This window comes from Nocardia sp. Marseille-Q1738, assembly GCF_965283145.1.
Genome location: NZ_CBDIMS010000007.1, coordinates 116,745 through 138,793 on the forward strand (window position 1 = coordinate 116,745; position 22,049 = coordinate 138,793).

Annotated in this window: 16 protein-coding genes and 1 pseudogene; 12 read left to right on the forward strand and 5 right to left on the reverse strand. The window is 66.3% G+C overall.

What is annotated here, in order from left to right; genetic code table 11:
• The first annotated feature begins 424 nt into the window (after window positions 1-424).
• The 4 genes and pseudogenes from ACWPXK_RS23950 to ACWPXK_RS23965 all read left to right on the forward strand — a co-directional run bounded on the left by ACWPXK_RS23950 (window position 425) and on the right by ACWPXK_RS23965 (window position 6,799).
• Window positions 425-1,183 carry a thioesterase II family protein gene (locus ACWPXK_RS23950; RefSeq protein ID WP_454198427.1) on the forward strand — a complete coding sequence of 253 codons (759 nt, stop codon included), beginning with the start codon at window positions 425-427 and terminating at the stop codon, window positions 1,181-1,183.
• Window positions 1,180-2,520 carry a beta-ketoacyl [acyl carrier protein] synthase domain-containing protein gene (locus ACWPXK_RS23955; RefSeq protein WP_454198428.1) on the forward strand — a complete coding sequence of 447 codons (1,341 nt, stop codon included), beginning with the start codon at window positions 1,180-1,182 and terminating at the stop codon, window positions 2,518-2,520. The genes ACWPXK_RS23950 and ACWPXK_RS23955 overlap by 4 nt, the downstream gene beginning before the upstream one ends.
• Window positions 2,468-5,557, forward strand: a pseudogene (gene nbtC / locus ACWPXK_RS23960) (nocobactin polyketide synthase NbtC); the annotation flags it as partial. The gene ACWPXK_RS23955 and the pseudogene nbtC, both read left to right, overlap by 53 nt.
• A 579-nt stretch (window positions 5,558-6,136) precedes the next feature.
• Window positions 6,137-6,799, forward strand: a complete 663-nt coding sequence (locus ACWPXK_RS23965) for a class I SAM-dependent methyltransferase (protein WP_454198582.1) — start codon at window positions 6,137-6,139, stop codon at window positions 6,797-6,799.
• A 216-nt stretch (window positions 6,800-7,015) separates the two neighbouring features.
• Here ACWPXK_RS23965 and ACWPXK_RS23970 read toward each other — a convergent pair whose 3' ends face one another.
• Genes ACWPXK_RS23970 through ACWPXK_RS23980 form a run of 3 tightly spaced genes read right to left on the reverse strand, consistent with a single transcriptional unit; the run spans window position 7,016 to window position 10,503 of the window.
• Window positions 7,016-8,188 (reverse strand): AMP-binding protein, encoded by a 1,173-nt coding sequence (locus ACWPXK_RS23970; protein ID WP_454198429.1) that lies wholly within the window; start codon window positions 8,186-8,188, stop codon window positions 7,016-7,018.
• A 37-nt stretch (window positions 8,189-8,225) separates the two neighbouring features.
• Window positions 8,226-9,167, reverse strand: a complete 942-nt coding sequence (locus ACWPXK_RS23975; protein WP_454198430.1) for a methionyl-tRNA formyltransferase — start codon at window positions 9,165-9,167, stop codon at window positions 8,226-8,228.
• 37 nt (window positions 9,168-9,204) lie between these two features.
• A complete protein-coding gene (locus tag ACWPXK_RS23980; RefSeq protein WP_454198431.1) occupies window positions 9,205-10,503 on the reverse strand; it encodes a SidA/IucD/PvdA family monooxygenase in 1,299 nt (432 codons plus the stop codon).
• A gap of 54 nt (window positions 10,504-10,557) precedes the next feature.
• Between ACWPXK_RS23980 and ACWPXK_RS23985 the strand changes: the two genes are divergently transcribed.
• The 7 genes from ACWPXK_RS23985 to ACWPXK_RS24015 all read left to right on the forward strand — a co-directional run bounded on the left by ACWPXK_RS23985 (window position 10,558) and on the right by ACWPXK_RS24015 (window position 17,894).
• On the forward strand, window positions 10,558-11,265 hold the full coding sequence (locus ACWPXK_RS23985) for a siderophore-interacting protein (protein ID WP_454198432.1): 708 nt from the start codon (window positions 10,558-10,560) through the stop codon (window positions 11,263-11,265).
• Window positions 11,266-11,582: 317 nt separating this feature from the next.
• The gene (locus tag ACWPXK_RS23990) at window positions 11,583-11,777 is read left to right on the forward strand and encodes a hypothetical protein (RefSeq protein WP_454198433.1); all 195 of its coding nucleotides are present in this window, start codon (window positions 11,583-11,585) and stop codon (window positions 11,775-11,777) included.
• A 131-nt stretch (window positions 11,778-11,908) separates the two neighbouring features.
• A complete protein-coding gene (locus ACWPXK_RS23995) occupies window positions 11,909-12,358 on the forward strand; it encodes a TIGR03667 family PPOX class F420-dependent oxidoreductase (RefSeq protein WP_454198434.1) in 450 nt (149 codons plus the stop codon).
• A gap of 5 nt (window positions 12,359-12,363) precedes the next feature.
• Entirely contained in the window at window positions 12,364-12,945 is a 582-nt protein-coding gene (locus ACWPXK_RS24000; RefSeq protein ID WP_454198435.1) for a putative glycolipid-binding domain-containing protein, read from the forward strand.
• A gap of 51 nt (window positions 12,946-12,996) precedes the next feature.
• A complete protein-coding gene (locus ACWPXK_RS24005; protein ID WP_454198436.1) occupies window positions 12,997-13,926 on the forward strand; it encodes an RluA family pseudouridine synthase in 930 nt (309 codons plus the stop codon).
• 213 nt (window positions 13,927-14,139) lie between these two features.
• Window positions 14,140-14,886, forward strand: a complete 747-nt coding sequence (locus tag ACWPXK_RS24010) for a CPBP family intramembrane glutamic endopeptidase (protein WP_454198437.1) — start codon at window positions 14,140-14,142, stop codon at window positions 14,884-14,886.
• 362 nt (window positions 14,887-15,248) lie between these two features.
• A complete protein-coding gene (locus ACWPXK_RS24015; protein WP_454198438.1) occupies window positions 15,249-17,894 on the forward strand; it encodes a hypothetical protein in 2,646 nt (881 codons plus the stop codon).
• 701 nt (window positions 17,895-18,595) lie between these two features.
• On the opposite strand, the gene ACWPXK_RS24020 is transcribed toward ACWPXK_RS24015, so the two are convergent.
• Together ACWPXK_RS24020 and ACWPXK_RS24025 are read right to left on the reverse strand one after the other, a co-directional pair.
• Window positions 18,596-20,746, reverse strand: coding sequence for an MMPL family transporter (locus ACWPXK_RS24020; protein ID WP_454198439.1), 2,151 nt, complete (start codon window positions 20,744-20,746; stop codon window positions 18,596-18,598).
• Between the two features lie 43 nt (window positions 20,747-20,789).
• Window positions 20,790-21,269: an EXLDI protein gene (locus tag ACWPXK_RS24025; protein WP_454198440.1), complete on the reverse strand. Its 480-nt coding sequence runs from the start codon at window positions 21,267-21,269 to the stop codon at window positions 20,790-20,792.
• A 420-nt stretch (window positions 21,270-21,689) separates the two neighbouring features.
• On the opposite strand from ACWPXK_RS24025, the gene ACWPXK_RS24030 reads away from it, so the two are divergent.
• A complete protein-coding gene (locus ACWPXK_RS24030) occupies window positions 21,690-22,019 on the forward strand; it encodes a DUF6247 family protein (protein ID WP_454198441.1) in 330 nt (109 codons plus the stop codon).
• Window positions 22,020-22,049 lie beyond the last annotated feature (30 nt).

The following is a 22,049-nucleotide window of genomic DNA, read 5'->3' on the forward strand; positions in this document are numbered from 1 at the left end:
CTGGTTTCCGGACACCGACCACACGACGTCTTCCGAAGACGCGCCCCATGGGGTCGCGGACCACTCACGGTTCAGTTGGGCCTGCGATTGCCGAGGAAAGTCGGCTGCCTGCAAGAACTTCGGGCCAAGTGCGGCCACGGGCGCATCGAGCATGGCCCAACCTCTCCTACCTGCGGCCTCGGGCCTGACGTCGATCAGGCTAGGACAACCTAGCGATTTAGGTTAGCCTATGCAAATTAGTGCCGCCAGAAGTCCTCCGACTTCCGCGACCACGGTAGAGGTTATGTTAGCCTTACCTATCTCTCAACGCCACCGCGGTGGCACGCGCGTAGACGAGCCCACGGAACCGATCCGGTTTCCCTGCACGTTCGTTGCGGCCGGTGCGGGTCGTTGAGCGGGAGCGATGGAGATTCGGAGTAGTAACATGCAGCACAGACCGATGTGGATCAGGCAATTTCACAAGCCGAATTCGCCTGAGCACCTTCCACTCTTGATCTTTCCGCACGCCGGCGCAGGCGCCTCGACGTACCGCGCGTTTTCCAAGGCTTTCAGCGACAGCTACGACGTCTTCGTCTTTCAATACCCGGGTCGCCAAGACCGAGCACATGAACCGGCATTGGGATCCCTGCCCGAGATCGCCGCGGGTGCATTCGCCGAATTCCGTGCCTCAGCGCACAATCGCGGCGTCCCGATCACCACGTTCGGCCACAGTATGGGTGCCTTGGTCTCGTTCGAGTTCGTCCGGCTCGCCGAAGCCGCGGGGATCGAGGTGCGCGAACTCGTGGTCTCGGCGGCGGTGGCGCCCTCCCGCGCCGTCGACCAACCGCGAACCCCGAAGGAAGACCAGCAACTGCTCGAGCATCTGGCCATGCTGGAGGGAATCAGTGGCGATGTCTTCGCGAGCAACGAGGTCATGAAGATGGCACTCCCGGTGATCAAGAGTGACCACAGCGCCTCCGAAGCTTATTCCTGCGCCGAAAACGTCAAAGTTGCGGCAAGGATTCACGCGCTGTGCGGTGACCAGGATCCGATCGTCACGATGTCGGACCTCCATGCCTGGCGCAAGCACAGTGACAGTGTCGACGTCACGATTTTCGAGGGTGGGCACTTCTACCTGCACGATCATGTCGACGCAATCGCCGAATTGCTGGCGCCGAGTGCGCAATCTGGACGGACGGCATGAACAACGAGGATCCGCAAAGGCCGGCGACGGATCGAGACCGCGACCACATCGTCATCTCCGGCATGGCAGTGGAAGCGCCCGGCAGCATAAACAGCACCGCTTCGTTCTGGTCCGCACTGGCGGATTCGCGCGAACTGATCGGCCCATTCCCCCGCGACCGTGGCTGGCCGGTCGATGAATTGCTGTCCCTTTCTCGTCTCGAGGGCTGGGGCAGGGTCTGCGATGCGGGCGGATTCCTCGACGGCGCGGCGGCATTCGACCCGGCCTTCTTCGGCATCGCACAGCGCGAAGCCATCGCCATGGATCCGCAGCAGCGGGTGGGCATGCGGATGGCGTGGAAAGCGCTGGAGAACTCCGGCATCAACCCCGGCGCGCTCGACGGCGCGGATGGCGGCTGCTTCATCGGCGCGTCTCCGATGGAATACGGCCCGCGCGCGGCCGAGGTCAACGCCTACAACGGTCACCGGATCATCGGCTTAGGACAACTGGGCGTGGCCGGTCGGATCTCGCACGGTCTGGGACTGACAGGTCCGTCGATGTGTGTCGACTCGGCGTGCGCGTCGTCGTTGACTTCCTTGCATCTCGCCGCGACGGCAGTGCGTAACGGAGAGTGTGAATGGGCACTCGCGGGCGCGGTGTGCGTCATGGGATCACCGGGAGCATTCTACGAATTCGCGAAGATGAACGCCCTCTCGTCCGATGGGCATTGCCGTTCTTACGCCGATGACGCCAGCGGCACCTTGTGGGGTGAAGGCGCGGGCGTCGTCCTCGTCGAACACGAGTCGCGCGCCCGGAAACTGGGACATCGGATTTATGGCCGGATTCTGGCCACCGCCACCAACCACAACGGCAGAGGCAAACCGATCCTCGTCCCTCGATCGGACGCGCAGGAGCGGCTGATCCGCAAAACAATCGATCTCGCGGGGATAGCTCCCGCGGATGTGGGGATGATCGAGGGGCACGGCACCGCTACCCGGGCCGGAGACCCGGTCGAATTGATCGCACTGCAGAACACCTACGGAGCCGCGGGATCCAACGCATTGATCGGCTCGGTGAAATCGAACACCGGGCACGCGCAGGCGGCCGCGGGCATGCTCGGCCTGATCAAGCTGCTGCTCTCGGGCGAGGACGGCCACATTCCGGCGAGCCTGTTCGCCGACAACCCCACCACGAAGGTGGATTGGGACCGGTCGAACTTGCGATTGGCCACGAAAATGCAGCCATGGGAACCGAAGAACGGCATCCGCTACGGCGCCGTTTCCTCGTTCGGCGCAGGGGGATCCAATGCGCACGCAATCATTGCGGTGCCCGTTCGTGAGGAGAGCGACAATTCCTAGCTACCAGCTGCCCGACGGCACCGTACCGGTACTCCTGTCCGCGGATACACCCGGTCTGCTGCGCAACGAGGCCACCGCCCTCCTTGCTTATCTCGGCAACGATCCCGGCGTTTCGCCGGAGCGCGTCGCCGACATGCTGTTCCGAACGCGGATCGCGCGCCGCAATCGTGCCCTGTTGATGGTCACCGACCGGGACGAGCTCATCGCTGCCCTGCGAGCGGTCGCCGACGACGGCACGCACCCGTCGGTGGTGCGCACGGCCGCCCCGGCCACCTCCCGGCGTCTCGCGTATGTTTTTCCGGGTCAGGGCGGTCAGCGCCCCGGAATGGGTCGGCTATATTACGAATCGGCACCCGCGTTCCGCGCCGAGGTGGACCGCTGTGACGATCTCTTCCGCGAGCTGTTCGGCGAATCGCCGTTGAAATACATTCTCGACGAGAACTTCCCGGCCGATGACAATGCACGAATCGTGCAGCCCGCGCTGTTCATGCAGATGGCCGGTCTCGCCGCGATGTGGCGGTCGGTCGGCATCCAGCCCCGTGCCACCGTCGGGCACAGCCAGGGGGAAATCGCCGCGGCCTACGTGTCCGGCACGATGACGCTGGCCGACGCGATTCTCGTGGTCGGAACCCGGGCGCAGGCCGTCGACAAGATCGCCTCGGACGACTACGCGATGGCGGTGGTCGCCGCCGACCGCGACGAATGCGAGCAACTGCTCGCGCGACGTTCGGGCTGGGCGCAGGTTTCGGTGGTCAACGCCCCGCACATGCTGGGCATCTCGGGCGACCGCGGCACGGTGCAGGACATCGTGGACACCCTCGCCGCGCGCGGCAGGTTCGCCAGAGTGATCCGCGTCCGGTATCCGGCGCACACCGGCATGGTCAACGAGTTTCGTGCCGACATTCTCGACGCGGTACAGAACCGGCTGCACAACCAGTACTTCTTGGCGTCCGGCATCGATTGCGTCGGCGCCACTCTCGGCGACGTGATCACCCCGGACCTGCCCATCGGCGAGTACTGGTTCTGGAACCTCCGTAACACCGTTCGGTTCGACAAGGCCATCGCCGCCACGGTCGCGCGTGAGGTCGATACCTTCGTCGAACTCGCCGAACACCCGACACTGCAACTCTCGATGCAGGAGAACCTCGGCATCATCGCGGACGGGCGAGACACCAGGGTGATCGGCACCACCAGCCGGACCGCAACCGATCTGAGCGAGTTCACCCGGAACCTCGCCGTTCTCGCGGTCAACGACTTGGAGTATCCGTGGCAATGCCTCCGTACGGAATCCGAAGGCGCCATTCGGCTTCCGTTGCGCGACTTCCCGAATGTCCAGATGAACGAGGTCGAGTTGTGGTTGCCGTACAACGTCGGCTCGACTCGGCAAGCCGATCGCCCGGTCGATGACGCCCGCACCGAACCGAGCACGCCTGCCGTCGCTGCGCAGCTCGTCGTCGAGGAGTGGGTCCGGCTGGTGCGGCGCTCGATGGTGGCGCCGCGCAGCTTCGGAATCGTCGATCACACGGGCGGCTGTGCGGAACTCGCCTCCGCGCTGTGCGCCGAAGCGGCGAACCACGGCGCTCAGGCGCGCCTGATCACGCCCGGCGGTGACAGCGGCGATGTCGACGCCATCGTCGTATTGCTTCCGAGCCTGCCGGACCTGGATGGACCCGCCGCCGTCGCCGAGACCGCGGACTTCTTCGGCGCTCGGGCTTGGTGGCCGGGTCTGATCGATAACGCGGCGGACTACTGGCTCGTCACGGTCGGCGGTGAGACAGTGCGCACCGAAGACGCGCCACCGCATCCGGTACACGCCGCGATCAGTGCGGGTTTTCGCTGCATCGGCACCGAACACCCCGGCGTCGCCTTCCGGCACTTGGATCTGTCGCCCGAGCAGGCGCGACCGGAAAACGCGAGCGCGATCGTCATGGCCCTGCACACGTCTGGCGAACCAGAGCTGGCCCTACGCGGCGAGAATCTGTATGCCAAGCGGCTCGCCGAAGCCGAACCGGTAAGCACCGGCTCCCTCGCAACCATTCCCGGAAACGTCTTCATCATCGGTGGCACAGGCAGTCTCGGCTTGGAGTTCTGTGACCACTTCGCGCAGCGCGGCGCCCGGCGGATCACGTTGGTGAGCAGGTCGGGTGAGACGGCGTCGGTCGCGGACCGCTTGCGGCGGATTCGCACGACCGGCTCCGCCGAAATTCGCGTCACGGCCTGCGACGTGGGCGACGACGAAGCGATACTGCGGCTGGCGGACGAACACCGGGACGCACCCGCGAATCTCATCATCCATGCCGCGGCGGACCTTGCCGATATCGCGGACGTAGAACTGCGGGACATCACCGCCGAGACGGTGCACCAGGTGATGCGGGCAAAGGTCATCGGCATCTCGAAGGTGCTGGACTCGCTTGCTCTCGCCGAGGATTGCCACGTGGTCCTGTGCTCCTCGCTGGCGGCGAACATCGGCGGTCGCGGAAAGATCGTTTACGCGGCGGCCAACCGAATGCTCGACGCGTTCGCACACCGGCTTCGTGCCGATGGGCTCGGTTGCGTCTCGGTGCAATGGGGGCAGTGGGCCGTCTACCAGACGCGGAGTGAATCCGATGCGGCGCAGCTGGCTGCGGTCGGCTACGTTCCCATGCGTTCCGCCGACGCCATCGCGCTGGGACTGAGCGGGCTCCGCGAGAACGCGATCGTCGCGGCGTTCGACTGGGCACGCGGTACCTCCCTGCTGGGGGCCTACGGCTATGGCCCGCTGCTGTCGCAACTGGCGGCACCGGTACCCACGCTGGCAGCGGTGACCGCGGACGATGAGCCCGCTGACGCGGGGGACCTGCCGCTCCGGATGGTGCGGTTGCTCGCGGAGGTCATCGGCGTCGACGACATCGACACGATCGACACCGCGCGGCCACTGGTGGCACTCGGCCTGGATTCGCTGCAGGCACTCGAGTTTCGCCGACGGATGAAAGCGGAGTTCCATCGTGATCTACCCGTCGCGGAACTCCTCGGTGGAGCGTCTGTCGACGATGTCGTGCGACTTTTCGGTGTAACGCCGCAGTTGTCCGCGCAGGCAGCGGTTCCGGCTCAACCGGTGACGGCGGTGAAACCGGTGGCGTCGGCGAAATCGGCTCCGCCAGCCCGAACAGTGGATCGGGCACGGCCGGCCGACATCGCGGAGCGCGCACGGCTGACCGCCGAACAAGCCATCCCTGGCGATCTCGATCACGACCGAATGCGCTCTGCCCGGCGCGATCTGGACGTTTTCGGCCTGCGCGCCATGATGGACACGCTGGATCCCGTGCTCTGCGACGGCGCGGCCCACACAGGGGACGACATCGCAACCGGTCTGCGATTCGCGCCGCGACATCGGTGGTTGCTGAATCGATGGCTCGATGAACTCACCGCGGAAGGTTGTCTCGCGTATGATCCGGATCGGGGTTACCGTGCGCTGCACCCGGTACCGGTACCGGTGCGCCCCGACCTGTCGACAGTGTGCGCCGACCTCGGCTACTCCCCCGAATTCGCGACTTTCCTCCAGAGCTCTGACGAGCACCTGACCGAACTCGCCCAGGACCGGGTGCGCGTCCAGGAGTTGCTGTTCCCCGACGGCGACATGCTCACCGCGGACGCCGCCTATCGGGACAACATCATCAGTCGCTACCTGAATCTCGCCGCCGGCGAGATCGTCGCGGGCATCGTCGCGCGGCTGGAACGCGACCGATCACCGGTCCGGATTCTCGAACTGGGTGCCGGAATCGGTGGTACGACCAGCGATGTCGTGGCCGGGCTGTCCGACTTGTCCGTGGACTACCACTTCACCGACCTGTCGACCTTCTTCCTCGGTGCGGCACAGGAACGTTTCACCGAATACCCATGGATCCGTTACGGAATCATGGACCTGAACACGGACCTCGGTGCACAGCCGCGCTATGACATCGTGCTCGGCGCCAATGTCGTGCACAACGCGCATCACATCGGGAAGACCCTGCGCGAGCTACACGATCTGCTCAATCCAGGCGGCGCGGTCGTCTTCATCGAGGCATGCCGGGCGAACTACCAGCTCCTGACATCCATGAAATTCCTCATGTCGGCCGGGCCTGGTCAGCCGCACCCGGGCAGCTCCGACATCCGCCGCGGAGCCCGGATCTTCCTCACGGAGGACGAATGGCGCGACCAGCTGATCGCATCCGGGTTCACCCCGATGCTGGTGCTACCCGAAGCGGGCCATCCGATGCACCTGCTCGACCAGCGAATCTTTGCCGCGATTCGGGACTAGTGCCTGGTCCGAGAAGGCCCCTGGCGTACGCGCCGGGGGCCTTCTTCGGTTCACGGCGCGTCTCGCTTTCCGGGGCCGGACGGCTGTGGCGGCGATTCGGCCAACCGATTCGCCGACTCCGGGAACTGGCCGCGTGGTCCACCTGCATCTCCACTGGCGCGTGGCTGGTCGTGGGTTGCGCCGATTACGGCGAGGCATCAGGGATACGGGATCCCGTCACGAAAAGATGAGCCAGCCGTCCGTGGTCCAGTGAGCGCGATCGTGGGTACGGAACAGGCGGCCTTCCGGGAGGAACGGGTCGGCTACGAAGCGGTCGACAGCGGGCGGATCCCCGCCACCGGTACCGAGTGCGGCACCGCCCACATAGACCTCGCCGATCACGCCGGGCGGAACCGGCTGCCGCGATGCATCCAGCACCAGCACCCGGGCGCCGGGGATCGGCCGAGTGCGTCCGGTGCCGTCAAGCGTGCCACGCGCCACCGATCCGGCGTATGCAGGCACGGTATAGGCGGCCGTGGCGACCGACATCGCTGAGACGGCCGCGAGCCGCCCGGGAAGTACTGCGACCGGTTCGGCTCCGATGACATCCCAGCGCCGGATCGTCGACAGCTCGGGAACCGTGTGGACGATCTGGGCTACCGTCTCGGCCGAAGCGACTACGTGAGTGACCGCGTGCCGCACGATCAGTTCGACCAACTCGGCAGGATTCGCCCGTTGTGACTCGGTGGCCACAACCAGCGTCGAGCCATCGGCGAGGGCGGCCAGCATTTCGACGGCGACCTCAGCCTCGCCACATTCGGCGGCAAGCAGCCGTACGTCGGCGGGGCGGAAGGCGGGATCTCCTCGCCCCCCGCGGCATTCGGCGGCCACGGCGCGACGGTCCGCGACCGCGGCGGCCAGTGCCGCGCCGGGCAACCGCACCGGGCCGACCGCGACGCCACGGCCCGCGGCATCGTTGCCCAGTGTCGCCAGCAGTCGGATCAGCCGGTTGATCGCATCCGCCGACGGCCGATCCGCCAGCGCGCCATCCAGCCGTCCGAAGAGCTCGCCATAGCTCAGTGACGCAGCGCCGCAACGGATCGCCGTACGAATGCCGGGAATCGCACGGCCGCGGCGAATCAGCTCGGCGACGCTCAGCACGTCGGATAGTTCTACACCGGTCGACCACTCGTCGAGTAACCGCCGCCGATCCTCGGCGGTCAGCACGTTCGCCGCATCCGCACCGCGCGTGGTCGCCTGGACCGTGGCGTTGTGGAACGCATGGCCGGCGTGAACCCTCAGACCGTCGAATCGGCGTTGCAAGAGTTCGGGGTTCTGGTCGCATTCGGCGACCTGCGGAGCAGTCCGGCGATACAGCATGCGCTGGGCGTCATCGGCGATGGTCGACATGGATTCCTCGGCTCCCCGAAACTCGTACCGGCTCGGATTACTCCGGTGCGTCGGTCAGATAGCCACCGCGCTGGAAGAATTCGGCGCCCGAGTGCTCTCGTCCGTCGGATGTGCGTACGCGGGTGATCACCAAACCGCGGTTGCGTCCGCGAATCGGGTCGGGCCCGCACACGACGGCGCCGCCGCCCTCTTGCACCACCACGCGGCCAGCCGTACCGCCGTAGCACGCCGCGGATACCTCCGCGGCCAGGATCTCGACCTTCTCGCCGCGGTAGTAGCTGAACGCGCGCGGATACGGCTCGGACAGCGCACGCACGAAACGCTCCAGATCCGGCGCGGCCCAGGACCAGTCGATCCGGCTGTCCCGTTCGGACCGCTTGTGGAAGTAGGTTCGCTCGGCTTTGTCCTGCGGCCGCCACACCGCGGTACCGGATTCGAGGGCGCTCAGGGCCTCGTGCAGCGCACCGGGAATCAGCTCCATACCGGCTTCGACGAGCTCGGTTCCGGTGGCGGAGGGCCCGATGGGCAGCGAGCGCTGCACGAGTATGTCACCGGCGTCCAGCTGTTCGTCCATTCGGTGCACGGTGAGCCCGAACTCGGACGCGCCGCTGATCAGCGCCCACAGCACCGGAGAGAACCCGGTGAACTTCGGCAGCAGCGAATCGTGCAGGTTGAGCGTGCCGTGCGGCGGCAGTTCGTACAGTTCCGGCGGCATCCAGGTGTACCAGCTGTTGACGACGATGACATCCGGCTCGGCTCGCTTGACCAGGTCGATGGTCTCCGCGTCGGCCCGTTCGGTCAGATGTACCGGTATGCCGTTCGCGCGAGCCAGCTCCTCGACCGAATCCGACCAGATCGCCTTGTAGGACTGCGCGCTCGCCGGATGGGTGATCGCGAGCACCACCTCGTGCTCCGAATCGATCAGAGCCTGCAGGGTTTTGCAGCCCCAGGTCTGGTAGCCGAACGACACGATACGCATGAACCCCATCCTTACTGTCAGCTAAGGCTAGCCTAGCCTAGCTCTCGGCGACGGAAGAGGCGGCCCGTGCGGCCATCCTGGGGCCCCACGGCCCAGCCGCGAGCACTCGATCCGAAAGTTCGCCCAGACAGCTGAGGTTCGGGAACCCCGGCCCTTGCGCCAGTCCCGCGAGGTTCGGCAGATAGAGCTTCGCCCCGAGCCCGGTCACCGCCAGGTCGTGACCGATCGACGCCTCGATCCGCGCCTGCGTGATCGGGCCGCCGATCGCGAGTTCCACCAGATCCGCGGCATCCGCGTCGAACATCTCCAGGAACCACAGCGGCTGTCCGCCGGTCGCGTCGACTACCAGATCGAAGCTGTGCACTTGGTCGGTACGCCGCTCGTTGCGCAGCGTGAGCGCGACTCCGGCACCCTGCTCGGCCACCCGCACGACTCGTCCTTGCAGATGATGAACCCGGCTGTCGCCGAGCAAGCTCTCCTGCACCCGCACCGAGAACACACCGCGGTCGGTGCGCCGAACGACATCCCGGCGCTGCTCCACACTCAGCGCGCGCCACCTGGAGGGATCGCTGTACAGCGAGTTCTCGAAGTAGCTCTCCCCGCGGGTGTAGATCGTGGCCGAAGGCGAGATCACCGAGACGGTCAGCACGTCGTGCCGGACCAATTCGTCCATGGCCGACCCCGCGGTCTCGCCGCCGCCGATCACCGCCGCGCGCGACGAGACCGGCAACTGGCGACGACCCGCGAGATCCCAGAAGTCCGCGATGCTCAACACTTTCGGATGCTCGGACAGCACACGCCTGCTGCTGCCCGGCCCGGTGATCATCAATCGGTCCACATCGATCTCGGTGACAGCCCCGTCCGCGGCGACCACCGAGACCATCCAGCCGTCGGCCGCCGCGGAGATTTTGCGCACCGAGCCGTGGACGAGCTCCATATCGGTGTTCCGTGCGACCCACTGCAGGTATTTCGCCCAAACGTGATGATGCGGGCTGGGGCGTCCGCGGTCGACCCATTCGGCATAGGTGCCCCGCTCGATCAGGAACGAGGTCCAGCTGAACGCCATCATCGCCTCGTTGATCGCGCGGTTGTGCCCAGCAGCCCAGGTCGAGCGGTACGGGAAGCCGACATCCTTTTCCGGACTCGTGCCGAGCCGATGGCGACCGTCGGTCCAACCACCACCGGGCAGCCAGTTGCCGCCTACCGCATGCGATTCCACGACGATCACCTGCGGCGCGGGCAGACCCAGTCGGCGCAGCACATGCGCCTTCGCCGCGACGGCCATGGCCTTCGGCCCCGCGCCTACCACCAGCAGTCGGTCCACCGGATCTCCCATCTGTCGCACTCCCACGGCAAGACTTCCAGATATAGTTAGGCTAACCTTAATCGCATGGGTAAAGGAACCAACGGCGTCATCTTGAAGATGTGGCGCGCCGACGACTACCGATTGCGCGTTACCTCGTCCGAGACCATCACCGACAAGTACCTGCGGATCGGGTTCGCGGCCGGCGGCCTCCTCGCCGACCATCCGGTCCACCCCACGCAATGGATTCGGCTCTGGATACCGGACGCGGTCACCGACAAGTTGCATCACCGCGGGTACTCGCTGGTCGATCCGGACCCGGCGGCGGATCACTTCTTCATCGAATTCGCCCTGCACAGTGGCCCGGCCAGCGCGTGGGCTCAGCGCGCTGCCGTCGGCGACGAAATCGAGGCGTCCGTGCTCGGCTCGGATTTCCAGCTGCCGGACACCACGCCGAGCGAGTACCTCATCTTCGGCGACACCGCTTCACTGCCCGCGATCAACTCGCTGCTGGACGCCATCGGCGACACACCCGCGCGGGTCTGGCTGGAATGGCAGTACGAGTCGGACCAGACGCTGCCCGTGCGCAACAAGCCGCACCACCAGACGACCTGGCTGCAGCGCATCGACGGCGGCCGACTGCTGCGCGAGCAAGCACAGGAAATGTCTTGCCCGGCAGACGCATACGCGTGGGTAGCGTGCGACGGGAATACCACCAGGTCGATCGTGAAGACCTTGAAGAGCACCCACGGACTGCCCAAGGCCGCGATCAAATCCCGAGCCTACTGGAAGTAGCGGCCTCTGCCGTCAACACCGTCCATGGCCACGCATCCCTGTCCAGAGCAGTTCGCCATCACGTACCCGGGCAGCCGAGCTGCTGGTAGTCGCCCAGGCAGGGTTGCGGGCTGTGCACCGACGTCGATCATGTCCACCGCAGTTGTCCTGCGGGACTTATTCCGTCAATGTGCGAAAACTGCTCCAGACCCGAGGTTTTCGAGCTACCGACGGGTCGGGGAAACCTCCGTGAACGGCGACGCATCGTGGTCCGATAGCTCCTGTACATCGCTAACTTCGACGGAAAGCAAAACTATTGGTCACATAGGAGTACCGACATGTATGGCACGGAAATTCTTTCGATTCTGGTGAATTGCACGCGAGACCCCGGCGAACTCACCGCGGGCCAAGCGCACCGGGCCATGCAGGTGCACCTGGATTGCAGCGTCGAACTGTGCCGGGTCCGGCGTCGCGCGCGCAGGACGCTGGTCGAGGCCCGCTTGATGGTCCTGGACGAGAGGGCAACGCCGTAATGACGTCCGCGATGCGCGCCCCGCGGTCGTGCGCTCGGGTACCACTGCGGGCTACGGCGGGTTCGCATACACCGAATTGGCTTTTCTGTGCCGAGCGGAATCGTCCCGGGTGCCGCGGTGTTGTCTCTGCCATGACCACAACGGCATCCGACCGATCCGCCCCCGTCGTCGACACCGAGACCCGATTCGGCGCGAAGGTAGCCGAACGCCTGAACCGTGAATCCGTCCTCTGGCTGACCACCGTCGGCCCCACCGGAACGCCGCAACCGAATCCGGTCTGGTTCCAGTGGCGCGACGGTGAATTCCTGATCTTCAGCAAGCCCGGTCAGCCGAAGATCCGCAACATCCTGCGCAATCCCCGTGTCGCGCTGAACCTCAACAGCACCGTCACCGGCGGCGACGTCGTCGTGCTCACCGGCGCGGCGCGCGTCGACGAGGATCGGCCGGGCGCGGACGAAATCGCCGCATTCACCACGAAGTACACCGATGGCCTTCGCTCGATCAACATGACCGGCGAGCAGTTCTACGCCGAGTACTCCGTCGTCCTGCGCGTCACCCCGGATCGGCTGCGCGGGTTCTGATCCCGATGACGTTCGCGCCGCCGCCGTCCACCGCCGCCTGGCGGCATCGGACCGCACGCGAAGGGTTCGAGGTGGCCTATTTCCGGGTCACCGAGCTGGGCGTGCTCATCGACGGCTGCACGACGGCCGTCGAGGACGGCGCGGCATGGGTGGTGGACTACCGGATCGCGCTCGACACCGAATGGCGGACGCGGCGGGCCCAGGTGGCCATCCGCAAACCAGGGGGCTGGAACACGCTGGTGCTGGAATCGGACGGCGCGGGGTCGTGGTTGCTGGACGCCATGCCCGCGCCGCTGCTCGACGGCTGCCTCGACGTCGACCTGGAGTCCTCCGCGCTGACCAACGCGCTGCCGGTGCATCGGCTGGCGCTGGAGATCGGCGACGGCGCGGAGGCACCCGCGGCCTACGTGTACGCGGCCGGGGCCGCGGTGGCCCGCCTGGAACAGCGCTACGTCCGCATCGCGGACGGCGAGCACGGGGCGCGGTTCGATTACTCGGCCCCTGAATTCGATTTCACCTGCACGCTCGAATACGACAAGTCCGGACTGGTGCTCGACTACCCGGGGATCGCGGTCCGCGCACGCTGAACCGGCGGCCTCGGATATCCCCTGTTCACCCGCCTACTAGGGTCGTTACCGATGAGAAGGCGGCAACAACCGCCGTTGCCGAAGCGGCACGGCTTGGACCCGGCCCGGCTGCGACTACCGGAGCAGGGCCACTGGGCGACCATTCGGGACCACCTGGTGGAGCGCCTGCCCCGGGTGCCCGCCGCGCGGATCGACGAACTGCTGCACGCGGGCGGCATCGTCGACCTGGACGGGCCGATCGCCCCGGACGCACCGTACGTGCCGGGCGGCGCGGTCTGGTTCCACCGCGATCTGCCCGAGGAGACTGTGGTGCCGTTCGACATCCCCATCGTGCATCGCGACGACGATCTGCTCGTGGTCGACAAACCGCACTTCCTGGCCACCATCCCGCGTGGCAAACATATCCTGCAGACCGCGCTGGTGCGGCTGCGCCGGGAACTCGACCTCCCCGACCTGGTCCCGGCCCATCGGCTGGATCGGGTCACGGCGGGCCTGGTCCTGTTCGTGATCAATCCCGCCCGGCGCGGCGCGTATCAGACCATGTTCCACAAGCGCACCGTCCGCAAGGAGTACGAGGCGATCGCCCGGTTCGATCCCGGCTTGGCGCTGCCGCGCGTGGTGCGCAGCCGGATCATCAAAGAGAAGCACGTGCTCGCGGCCCAGGAGGTGCCGGGCGAACCCAACGCGGAAACCGAGATCGAATTGCTCGAGCACCGCGACGGGTTCGGTCGCTATCGGTTGCGCCCGCATACCGGCCGCACCCACCAGTTGCGGCTACACATGAACAGCCTCGGCATCCCGATCCTCGGCGACGACTTCTATCCCGTACTCACCGACAAGCCGGTCGACGACTTTCGCAGGCCGCTCCAACTGCTGGCCGCCGCCCTCGAGTTCACCGATCCGGTCACCCGGGAACCACGCCGCTTCGACACCACCCGCACGTTGCAGGCCTGGACCGATCCGCACGGATGGGCCGGGTGATCGATCCGGCGTCGCATCGCATGAGATGCGGCGACTGCTGGATGACGCAGACCTCGGCGGTCTCGGGGACGTAGGAAGAACTGTGACCTGTCCAGCCGCGTCGCACGATGTGCAGTTGAGGTCGGCGGCCCGGAGACGACGGAAATGTGACCTGTCTGGCAGTGGGAAGCATGACCCGTAGCGGGCCGATTACCGATTCGTACACTGGTCCGGATGTCTGAGCAGGCCCGAGCAGCAGCAGCGCCCCACCCACGCCACAAGATGCACGCCTATATCGACGTCGCCGTCGTAGTGGTCGTCCTGGCCGGCACCAATCTGGTCGCGCACTTCACCACGGCGTGGGCGAACATCGTGACGGTGCCGGTCGCCGCGGTGGTGCTGCTCGCACTGATGCGCAGGCGCGGGCTCGGCTGGTCCGAACTGGGCCTTTCGCCGCGACACTGGCGGCGCGGTTCGCTCTATGGTCTCGCCGCGGTGGCGCTGGTCCTCACTGTCGTCGCGATCGGCGCGGCGCTGCCGGTCACTCGTCCGTTCTTTCTGGCCGATCGGTATGCGACCATCTCCGGCGCGTTGATCGCCTCGATGATCGTCATCCCGTTGCAGACGGTGATCCCGGAGGAACTGGCTTTCCGCGGTGTATTGCACGGCACACTGCACCGCGCCTACGGTGCGCGCGGCGTCTTCGCGGCGGGCTCGCTGCTGTTCGGACTCTGGCACATCGCGTCCTCGCTCGGGCTCACCTCCGGCAACCGCGGCCTGACCGGATTCATCGGCGGCGGTGTCACCGGACAGGTCATCGGGATCCTGCTCGCCGTCGTCGCGACGGCCGCGGCCGGCGTTGTGTTCACCTGGCTGCGCCACCGCAGCGGCAGCCTCCTCGCCCCCATCGCCTTGCACTGGTCGGTGAACGGTGCCGGAGCATTGGCCGCCGCCGTCGTGTGGCACACGACGCTGACCTGATCCGTCATCCGGCGTTGCCGGACAGGTCATCGGGATCTGTTCGCCGCAGAACTCGATATTCATTGCCACGTCCGGGGGTTCAGTGGCCGGAGACGCCAAACGCGGCGCAAGAGAATTCCGTCCCGGAATGATGTGTTAATTCGAACTGAGTTTCGACACGCGGTTGCTTCGGCAAAAGGGCCGCTCACTTGGATATTCGGGCAGGACGGGGATTTTCGGCGTCTCGGCGTGTCGCCCATCGGCCCCTGCCGACGACATTGACCACGCGCAGCGGTCGGTTTAGTCTCACTCCGATCACACATATGTTCGAGCACTCATGTCTCCACCACTCGACATGACACCTGCTCTCGGGAAGGCTCGCGATGTCCGACGCACTGTCGAACGGTAGTTCCGAGATTGCCGCGCTGGCACAGCAAGTCGAGACAGCGCGCGGCAAATTGCCCCTGCAGTACGACCCGGCACTGCTGGAAGTGCTGTCCGAGCGTGAGATCGCCGCGGAACGCGAACTCGCGGAGTGGATTCGCGGCCAGCGGCGCCAGCAGCGGCGCAGGGAGATCGAAGCGGAGCTGGCCGCCGAGCAGCGGGACCGCAAGTCGGCCGCCGCGCTGCGCCGCGCCGACGAGGCCGACGCGCGCTGGCATCGGCGTGCACTGGCGGCACGGCGGCGGGTTTCCAGCGAGGATGCGCGACTGGCGCAACTCTACCGGCGGGCCGAGTGGTCATCGCGCGCTTTGATCGCGGTGGTCGTGCTCGGCATGGTGTGGGCCGGAGTCAATGTGCAGCACAATCTGGTGCCCAGCGGGGACATGTCCGATCCGCTGTACTGGTTGAGCTACGGCATCGAGGCGATGATCTCCATCCCGATCATCACCATCATGGTGGCCGCGACGACCGCGGCGCGATGGGGTCGCGAGCTGGCGCGCGGCAAGGTGATCTTCTTCGAGGCGGCGCTGCTCGGCACGACCGTCGCGCTCAACACCGGACCGCATCTCGCCGCGGGCGACCTCGGCCGCGCCGCCGAGTACGCGATCGCCCCGGTGATGGTCGGCGTGGTGATCTGGCTGCACGCTTGGGTCTCGGCCCGGTACGCCGTCCTGATCGACGGTGCACCGGTGGTGGACCGTGACGCGCCGATGATCCGAATCGACGCGGAACACGTCTCGGGGAGATCCGACTATCACCCGCTCGACAACAGGGACGATCCGGCGAACGGCGGTCGATTTCGCCGGGACGCAGGTTCTGCCGCGCCGCGCCTGAGCGGTGCTGGTGCGAACTCCGGCTCCATGTGGGCCGATCGGCCGGAGAGTGGTCATCACTCCGGCAACGACGCGGCGCCTTTCACAGGCACCGGCGTCGAGCGCGACGAGTCAGCAGCCTCGACGGCCGCGAAGCGGACCGCCGCGACACCGACCGACCATGCGAAGCCGTCACCGACCAACGGCCACATCACCGACAGCCGGACCAATGGCCACTCGGTCGACAACCACCACGCCGAAAGTGCCGCCCCACTCGCGATAAACCATGCCGACGGCGACGTCAGCGAAACATCCGCCGCATCGCCCAGAACCGACGGGCCGTGGCTGACCGGCCACACGGTCCCACCTCGAGCCAACGGACACGGATTCCCGCATGCCACGAACGGGCACACGGTTGAGACCTCAACCAACGGCCCTGCTCACAACCTGGTAAATGGGCACACCACTGCCACAACCACCGGTCGCACCGCCGACATCGGCAACGCAGACCCCTACCCGGACGGTGAAGTCCGCGACATCTCCACCGCCTCAGGCCGAGCCGATGCACCCTCGACCGACGGACACCCGGTCGCAGCTCCCAACGGCCGTGTCTTCCCCCAGGCCACCAACGGGCACCGAGTGGAGACCTCCAGCCACGGCTACGCTCGCGACATTCCGGTCAATGGGCACCCCACGCCTCCGAACACCACCAGCAACGGGCACACCCTCGCGGCAAACGGGCACGCAATCCTCCCGGCCACCAACGGTTACACCGGCGAGACCTCCTCCACCAACGGCTACGCTCACGACCTCGGGGTCGACGGGTACGCCGGTCCCACCACCGATCGGCCCACCGCAGAGAACGGTAGCCCTGCACCCTCGGTCGTTGCCGGTCACAGTGCAGCGCCCCTGCCTGAGGATCGCCCGGCCTCCTCGATCGCACCCCCCGCCAATGCGCGCACCACCCAGTCGGCCGATGATCCGGCGGCACTGCCTTACTCGGCTGATGCAGACGGCTCGAGCCCCGCAGTCGAGTCTTCCTCCGCCACCGTGGTGAACCATCCGGAAGCGTCCATCGCGGGCACACTCGAACCGCATCGCGAAACTAGAAAGCCCCCTGCAGCACAACAGATCTCGATGGAAGATCTGCACGGAGATTTTGTACTCCGGTCCGGTGCGCCGAGCAACGATACCACCGCGAATAGCCCTGTGGCGCAGTCGCTGTCGAGTTCCAAACCAGCTGGACGTCCGATCGAGCGAGGATACGGCGGATTCGACAGCACCGGCACCACCGCGCCCACGCGTACGCCGACTGCGGCGACCGCCGACGCTGCCGCTCAGGCGAATCCAAAGGCCACCGCACCGCGCGCGGCGAAACGCGGAAAGTCACTGTCCGCCGAGCATGGCGACCGCTCGTCCGACGCGGAGAGTGAACAACTCGCACTCGGCGAATCCCCCGAACCTGTCCGCCCACACCTGCGCGCGGAACCGATGCCGATCCTCGACGAAGACGACGAGGACGACGACGAATTCTCCACCGAGACCGACGAAGCCGACACCGACGACGATGAAATCTCGGCAATCGCACGGGCGATCACCGGCCGACGCCTGTCCAATCTCCCGATCGAGGAGGTCAGGGAGATCCTTACGCTCGCCGACCAAGGCGGCACGACGCCTGCCATCGCCAACGAACTCGGAGTCTCCCGCGCCGCGGTCACCCGCGTCCTGGATTCGGCGATCAGAGTCCACCGCCCGTACCTCGTCATCGGCTGACAGAGCGGATCGGCGACACCTCGGCGTCGCACAGTTGGCTGCGCCGACGCGGTACCCCAGCGGTGCACGCCCACCGCGTACGCAACGCGCACAGAGTGGATCCGACCACCGCAAGGCGGGCCGCCAGCCGGACCGACCGCCGGGTGTTCGGCCACCGGCCCGACGAGTAGGCGAGCAAGAGCGGACCGCCGACGTCGAGCCATCGGCTGACGTCCTCGAATTGGAACAAGCAACCAGGGAGTATCAGTACTGGCCAGTAGCGCGACGCCGCGCTGACGTGCGGTGCGGCGGACTCAGCTGCTGCCACCTCCGCAACCACTACCTCCACCACAGCTGCTGCCGCCTCCGCAGCTGCTGCCGCCGCTGTCCCCGTCGCCGCCGGAGCTACTCCCGGAATCACCACCACTGTCCCCGGCCGCCCAACCGCACCGACGCCGTTGCTGTTCACCACCGGACCTGCCGTTGGCAATGCCGATGATCACGGCGATCACGATCACCACGACAGCGACGCCGAGCAAATACTCCATAGCCGAACGGTATCCGCCTGCAAGCCGACGCGCACCGCTTCCAGGCCGAGGGGCTGTGCACTCGGTGAGTTCCGAGTGCACAGCCCTTGGACCACCTGCCCACCTCAGTCGTCGGCGTTCGTCCAACCCCTCTCGGGCCCCACTGTTCGCGGCTGAGGTTTGCCCGGCGTCCTGCTAATAGGCAGGATCGTAGGACTTCGCCGGCCGCGGCCGACCCGTTGCAGCGTCAGCGATGGTCCGATCGCCGTGCCCGGGCCACCATGCTTTGTGTCCGATCATGGCGGTGAGGGCGGGGGTGAAGAACATCGCCATGACGAACGCGGCGATCGCGATACCCACCGAGATGGCGAAGCCCATCTGTGCGAGCACGTTGTTGCCCGCCAACATCATCGACGCGAACGTGCCCGCCAGGATCACCCCGGCCGCCGCGATGGTCGGTCCAGTGTGCCGAACTGCCAGGGCGGCCGCCTGTTTCGGCTCGTTGCCCTCGCGCGCCTCCTCCCGCAGACGGGCCACCATGAGGATGTTGTAGTCGGTACCGAGTGCGACCACGAACAGATACATGATCACCGGGAGGGTGAAGATCAGTCCGGACTCGCCCTGGATGTTCTGGAACACCAGCACCGCGGCGCCGAGGGTCGCGGCGAACCCGAGGAAGACCGACGCCATCAGGTACCACGGCGCGACCAGACTGCGCAGCAGCAACCCCAGCACGATCATGATCAGGATCGCCGCCACCGGAAACACGATCGCGTAGTCGCGCGCCATCGCGTCCTGGAAATCGACGAAGACCGAGGTCAATCCGCCGACCGCCGCAGTAGCCCCGGCGGGTGCGGCCGAGTGCGCGACATCCCGCAGCGGCCCCTTGACGGTGTCCAGGGCGGCATCCGACTCCGGCACGTCGGCGAGCGTCACCACGAAATCGGCGATCGTCTTGTCGGCGGACAGCTTCGGCTCCGCCACGTCTCCCACGCCGGGCACCGCGGCCAGCGCGCTTCGGTAGGTGCTGAGCTGCTCTTCGGTCAACTCGCCACCACCGGAGCGCAGCAGGACATCCGAGGGCTGTGTGGTCCCCGCGGGCATGCCCTTCACCAATTCCTTGCTGTAGACCACGGATTCGGACGCCTCCGAGGTCGAGCCGGAGCTGAGGTCGAAGGTCGGGTGGAAGCCGAACGCGAACACCCCCAGGGCGACCAGCACACCACCGGACACCACCGCGAAAGCGCCGGGCCGCCTTCCGAGCGCATTGCCGACCGCGGTGAATCGCGCACCCTTCGGCTCGGTCCGCCACGCCTTGGACGGCCAGAACACCTTGGTGCCCAAGAGCGAAACCACCGCAGGCACCAGCGTCAGCCCGGCCACCAACGCCACCGCGACCGCGATCGCCAGTGCCGGACCCATGGCCCGGAACATGCCGAGCGTGGACAACACCAGCGCCATGAACGCGATGATCACCGCGCCCGCCGCGGAGGTGATGGCCTCACCGACACGGGTGACGGCACTGACCATGGCGGTCTTCGGATCTTCGCCCGCCCGCAGCCGCTCCCGGTAGCGGAACATCAGAAACAGGATGTAGTCGGTGCCGACACCGAACAGCACGACCACCAGGATGGCGTTGATCGACGCATCGATCTGCAGGTCGAAGGCCTTGGCCACCATGGCGATCAACCCACCGACCATGCTGGAGATCGCGCCGATCACCACGATCGGCAGCAGCGCGATCACCGGGCTGCGGAAGATGACCAGCAGCAGCACCAGAATCAGCACGATGGTGGCGACACCGATGATCGCCATGCCCTTTTCGCTGGATTCCTGCTGGTCCAGCACCTGAGCCGCCTGACCGGTGATGCCCGCCTTCAGGTCGGTACCCGCCACGCGTTCCTTCAGCTCCGCGCGCAGCGCCTTGACCGCGTCACTCTGCGTGGTGTCGTTCGGATTGGTCACCTTGGTCATCTGCACGGCGATGATCTGGATCAGCCGGTTCTCCGAAGGCGGCACCGGCTGGAGCGCGGTGACATCCTTGATCCGCGCGCCCAGCAGCTGAGTGCCGATCGATGTGACCGAGGCCGAATCGCCCTCGGTCAGCGGAGCCCCGTCCTGCCGTGCGAACACAATGATCGCCGCGGGCGCCGAACTCTGCGGAAACGCCTCCTGCTGCATCTCCAAAGCCTGGATCGACTCGTAATGCGAAGGCAGGAACGCGGATTGGTCTGTCGTCGATTTCAGTTCCGGCGCCGAGGCCACCACCGCAATGGCGAGCAGCACCCACAGGCCGATCACCTTCCACGGATTGTGGACCACCACGGCCCCCAGTCGTGCGAACATCTGCGAAGAAATCCTTTCCGGACTCGTAATGCGCTGGGCTAGTTCAGATTTGAAGATCTTGCAAGCTCGGGTTCTCGGCTACATCCACGACCGTCCGATAGATGTGCGCCGGAATCCGGCCCTCGAGCTCGGCCGGTGAATCCACGATCTCGACCGTGTAGTCACCCCATTCGCGCTCGGCACCGGTGAACCCGAGCAGGACGCGCCAGTTCTTCCAGTCGGTCCAGTCGGTCGCCGCGGCCATCTCCCGCCAGTTCGATTCCTGCCGGTGCACCACGAACTTCCCCTTGCGGCTCACATACACCCGCACCACGTCCACCCCGGCCTTGGTGTACTCCCGCGATTCCCCGAGCAGCCTGCCGAAGAAGCGCTGCCTACGCGCACCACCCGGCCCGACCTGCAGCACGATCTCGCGGAAGTCCTCCGCTCCACCCGTCTCGGTGCCCTTCTTCGCAAAGGTGACGCCCCCGGCCTGCTCGTCGATAGCATCCGCGCTGGTCAGGTTGTTCGGATCGCTGGACATGACAATTCCCCGTTTCATAGATGAATGCGCATGCAAGCATGCGTCCACCGCCAACGGTCCCGTCTCGGATTCCGTTGCACCGGTGTCGATTTGATGTTGTCCGCGGCGCCGACCTCGCAACGCCCGCCGGATCCACTATAAGTAGATGTATACGTATAATGCAAGGGTCCTGCTCATCGAGCGCGCTCACTCCCCAAGACGGGCGAATCGTGGCATCCGGACCTCAACCAGCCGCCGGGGATCCCTCCGCACCGGGATTACAACGACGGCCACGTTGGGCAGTGGCGAGCCTTCGCGTGAGTTCAGGCCTACCCGCCGACCACGGCCGAAAACGCCACCGCGGCGACCGCGCACTGTCCCCACGCCGACGAACGGCGAACGACGCTCGGTGAGCAAATCGGTGAGGTTATCGTTATGGACATGGCCGCCACTTATGCCTACGACGAGCAGCCGAGCGGCGGGCATCCGCTACTCCCTGGCGCATCCCCGCAGCAGATACGCTCGGCGCTGATGCCAGCGGACGTCGATAAGTTCGACGCAGCCTACGCGCGGGCATTGGACGACGCCCGACAGAGCTTGGACCTCACCGATCTGTTCCGCACACTCGAGCACTGGCGCCGTCTCGCAGTCCTGCAGAGCGACCCGGACAACTACCGACGTGTCGTCCGGCGAGCCGCGGAGCTGTTGACCGGACAAGCGATTCCGGAGGACGAACCGCTGGAGGTTACTCGCGCCAAGGCTGGCATGTAGGTGTTCCTCGTCGTCACCGACCCGAGCGCC

Bases quoted from the DNA above. Each gene is read 5' to 3' on its own strand.
- ACWPXK_RS24000 (WP_454198435.1), top strand. From the start codon at position 12,364: ATGACGTTCGCGCCGCCGCCGTCCACCGCCGCCTGGCGGCATCGGACC.
- ACWPXK_RS24005 (WP_454198436.1), top strand. From the start codon at position 12,997: ATGAGAAGGCGGCAACAACCGCCGTTGCCGAAGCGGCACGGCTTGGAC.
- ACWPXK_RS23980 (WP_454198431.1), bottom strand. From the start codon at position 10,503: ATGGGAGATCCGGTGGACCGACTGCTGGTGGTAGGCGCGGGGCCGAAG.
- ACWPXK_RS23985 (WP_454198432.1), top strand. From the start codon at position 10,558: ATGGGTAAAGGAACCAACGGCGTCATCTTGAAGATGTGGCGCGCCGAC.
- ACWPXK_RS23965 (WP_454198582.1), top strand. From the start codon at position 6,137: ATGCTCACCGCGGACGCCGCCTATCGGGACAACATCATCAGTCGCTAC.
- ACWPXK_RS24020 (WP_454198439.1), bottom strand. From the start codon at position 20,746: ATGTTCGCACGACTGGGGGCCGTGGTGGTCCACAATCCGTGGAAGGTG.
- ACWPXK_RS23975 (WP_454198430.1), bottom strand. From the start codon at position 9,167: ATGCGTATCGTGTCGTTCGGCTACCAGACCTGGGGCTGCAAAACCCTG.
- ACWPXK_RS23955 (WP_454198428.1), top strand. From the start codon at position 1,180: ATGAACAACGAGGATCCGCAAAGGCCGGCGACGGATCGAGACCGCGAC.
- ACWPXK_RS23995 (WP_454198434.1), top strand. From the start codon at position 11,909: ATGACCACAACGGCATCCGACCGATCCGCCCCCGTCGTCGACACCGAG.
- ACWPXK_RS23970 (WP_454198429.1), bottom strand. From the start codon at position 8,188: ATGTCGACCATCGCCGATGACGCCCAGCGCATGCTGTATCGCCGGACT.
- ACWPXK_RS24025 (WP_454198440.1), bottom strand. From the start codon at position 21,269: ATGTCCAGCGATCCGAACAACCTGACCAGCGCGGATGCTATCGACGAG.
- ACWPXK_RS23990 (WP_454198433.1), top strand. From the start codon at position 11,583: ATGTATGGCACGGAAATTCTTTCGATTCTGGTGAATTGCACGCGAGAC.
- ACWPXK_RS24015 (WP_454198438.1), top strand. From the start codon at position 15,249: ATGTCCGACGCACTGTCGAACGGTAGTTCCGAGATTGCCGCGCTGGCA.
- ACWPXK_RS24010 (WP_454198437.1), top strand. From the start codon at position 14,140: ATGTCTGAGCAGGCCCGAGCAGCAGCAGCGCCCCACCCACGCCACAAG.
- ACWPXK_RS24030 (WP_454198441.1), top strand. From the start codon at position 21,690: ATGGCCGCCACTTATGCCTACGACGAGCAGCCGAGCGGCGGGCATCCG.
- ACWPXK_RS23950 (WP_454198427.1), top strand. From the start codon at position 425: ATGCAGCACAGACCGATGTGGATCAGGCAATTTCACAAGCCGAATTCG.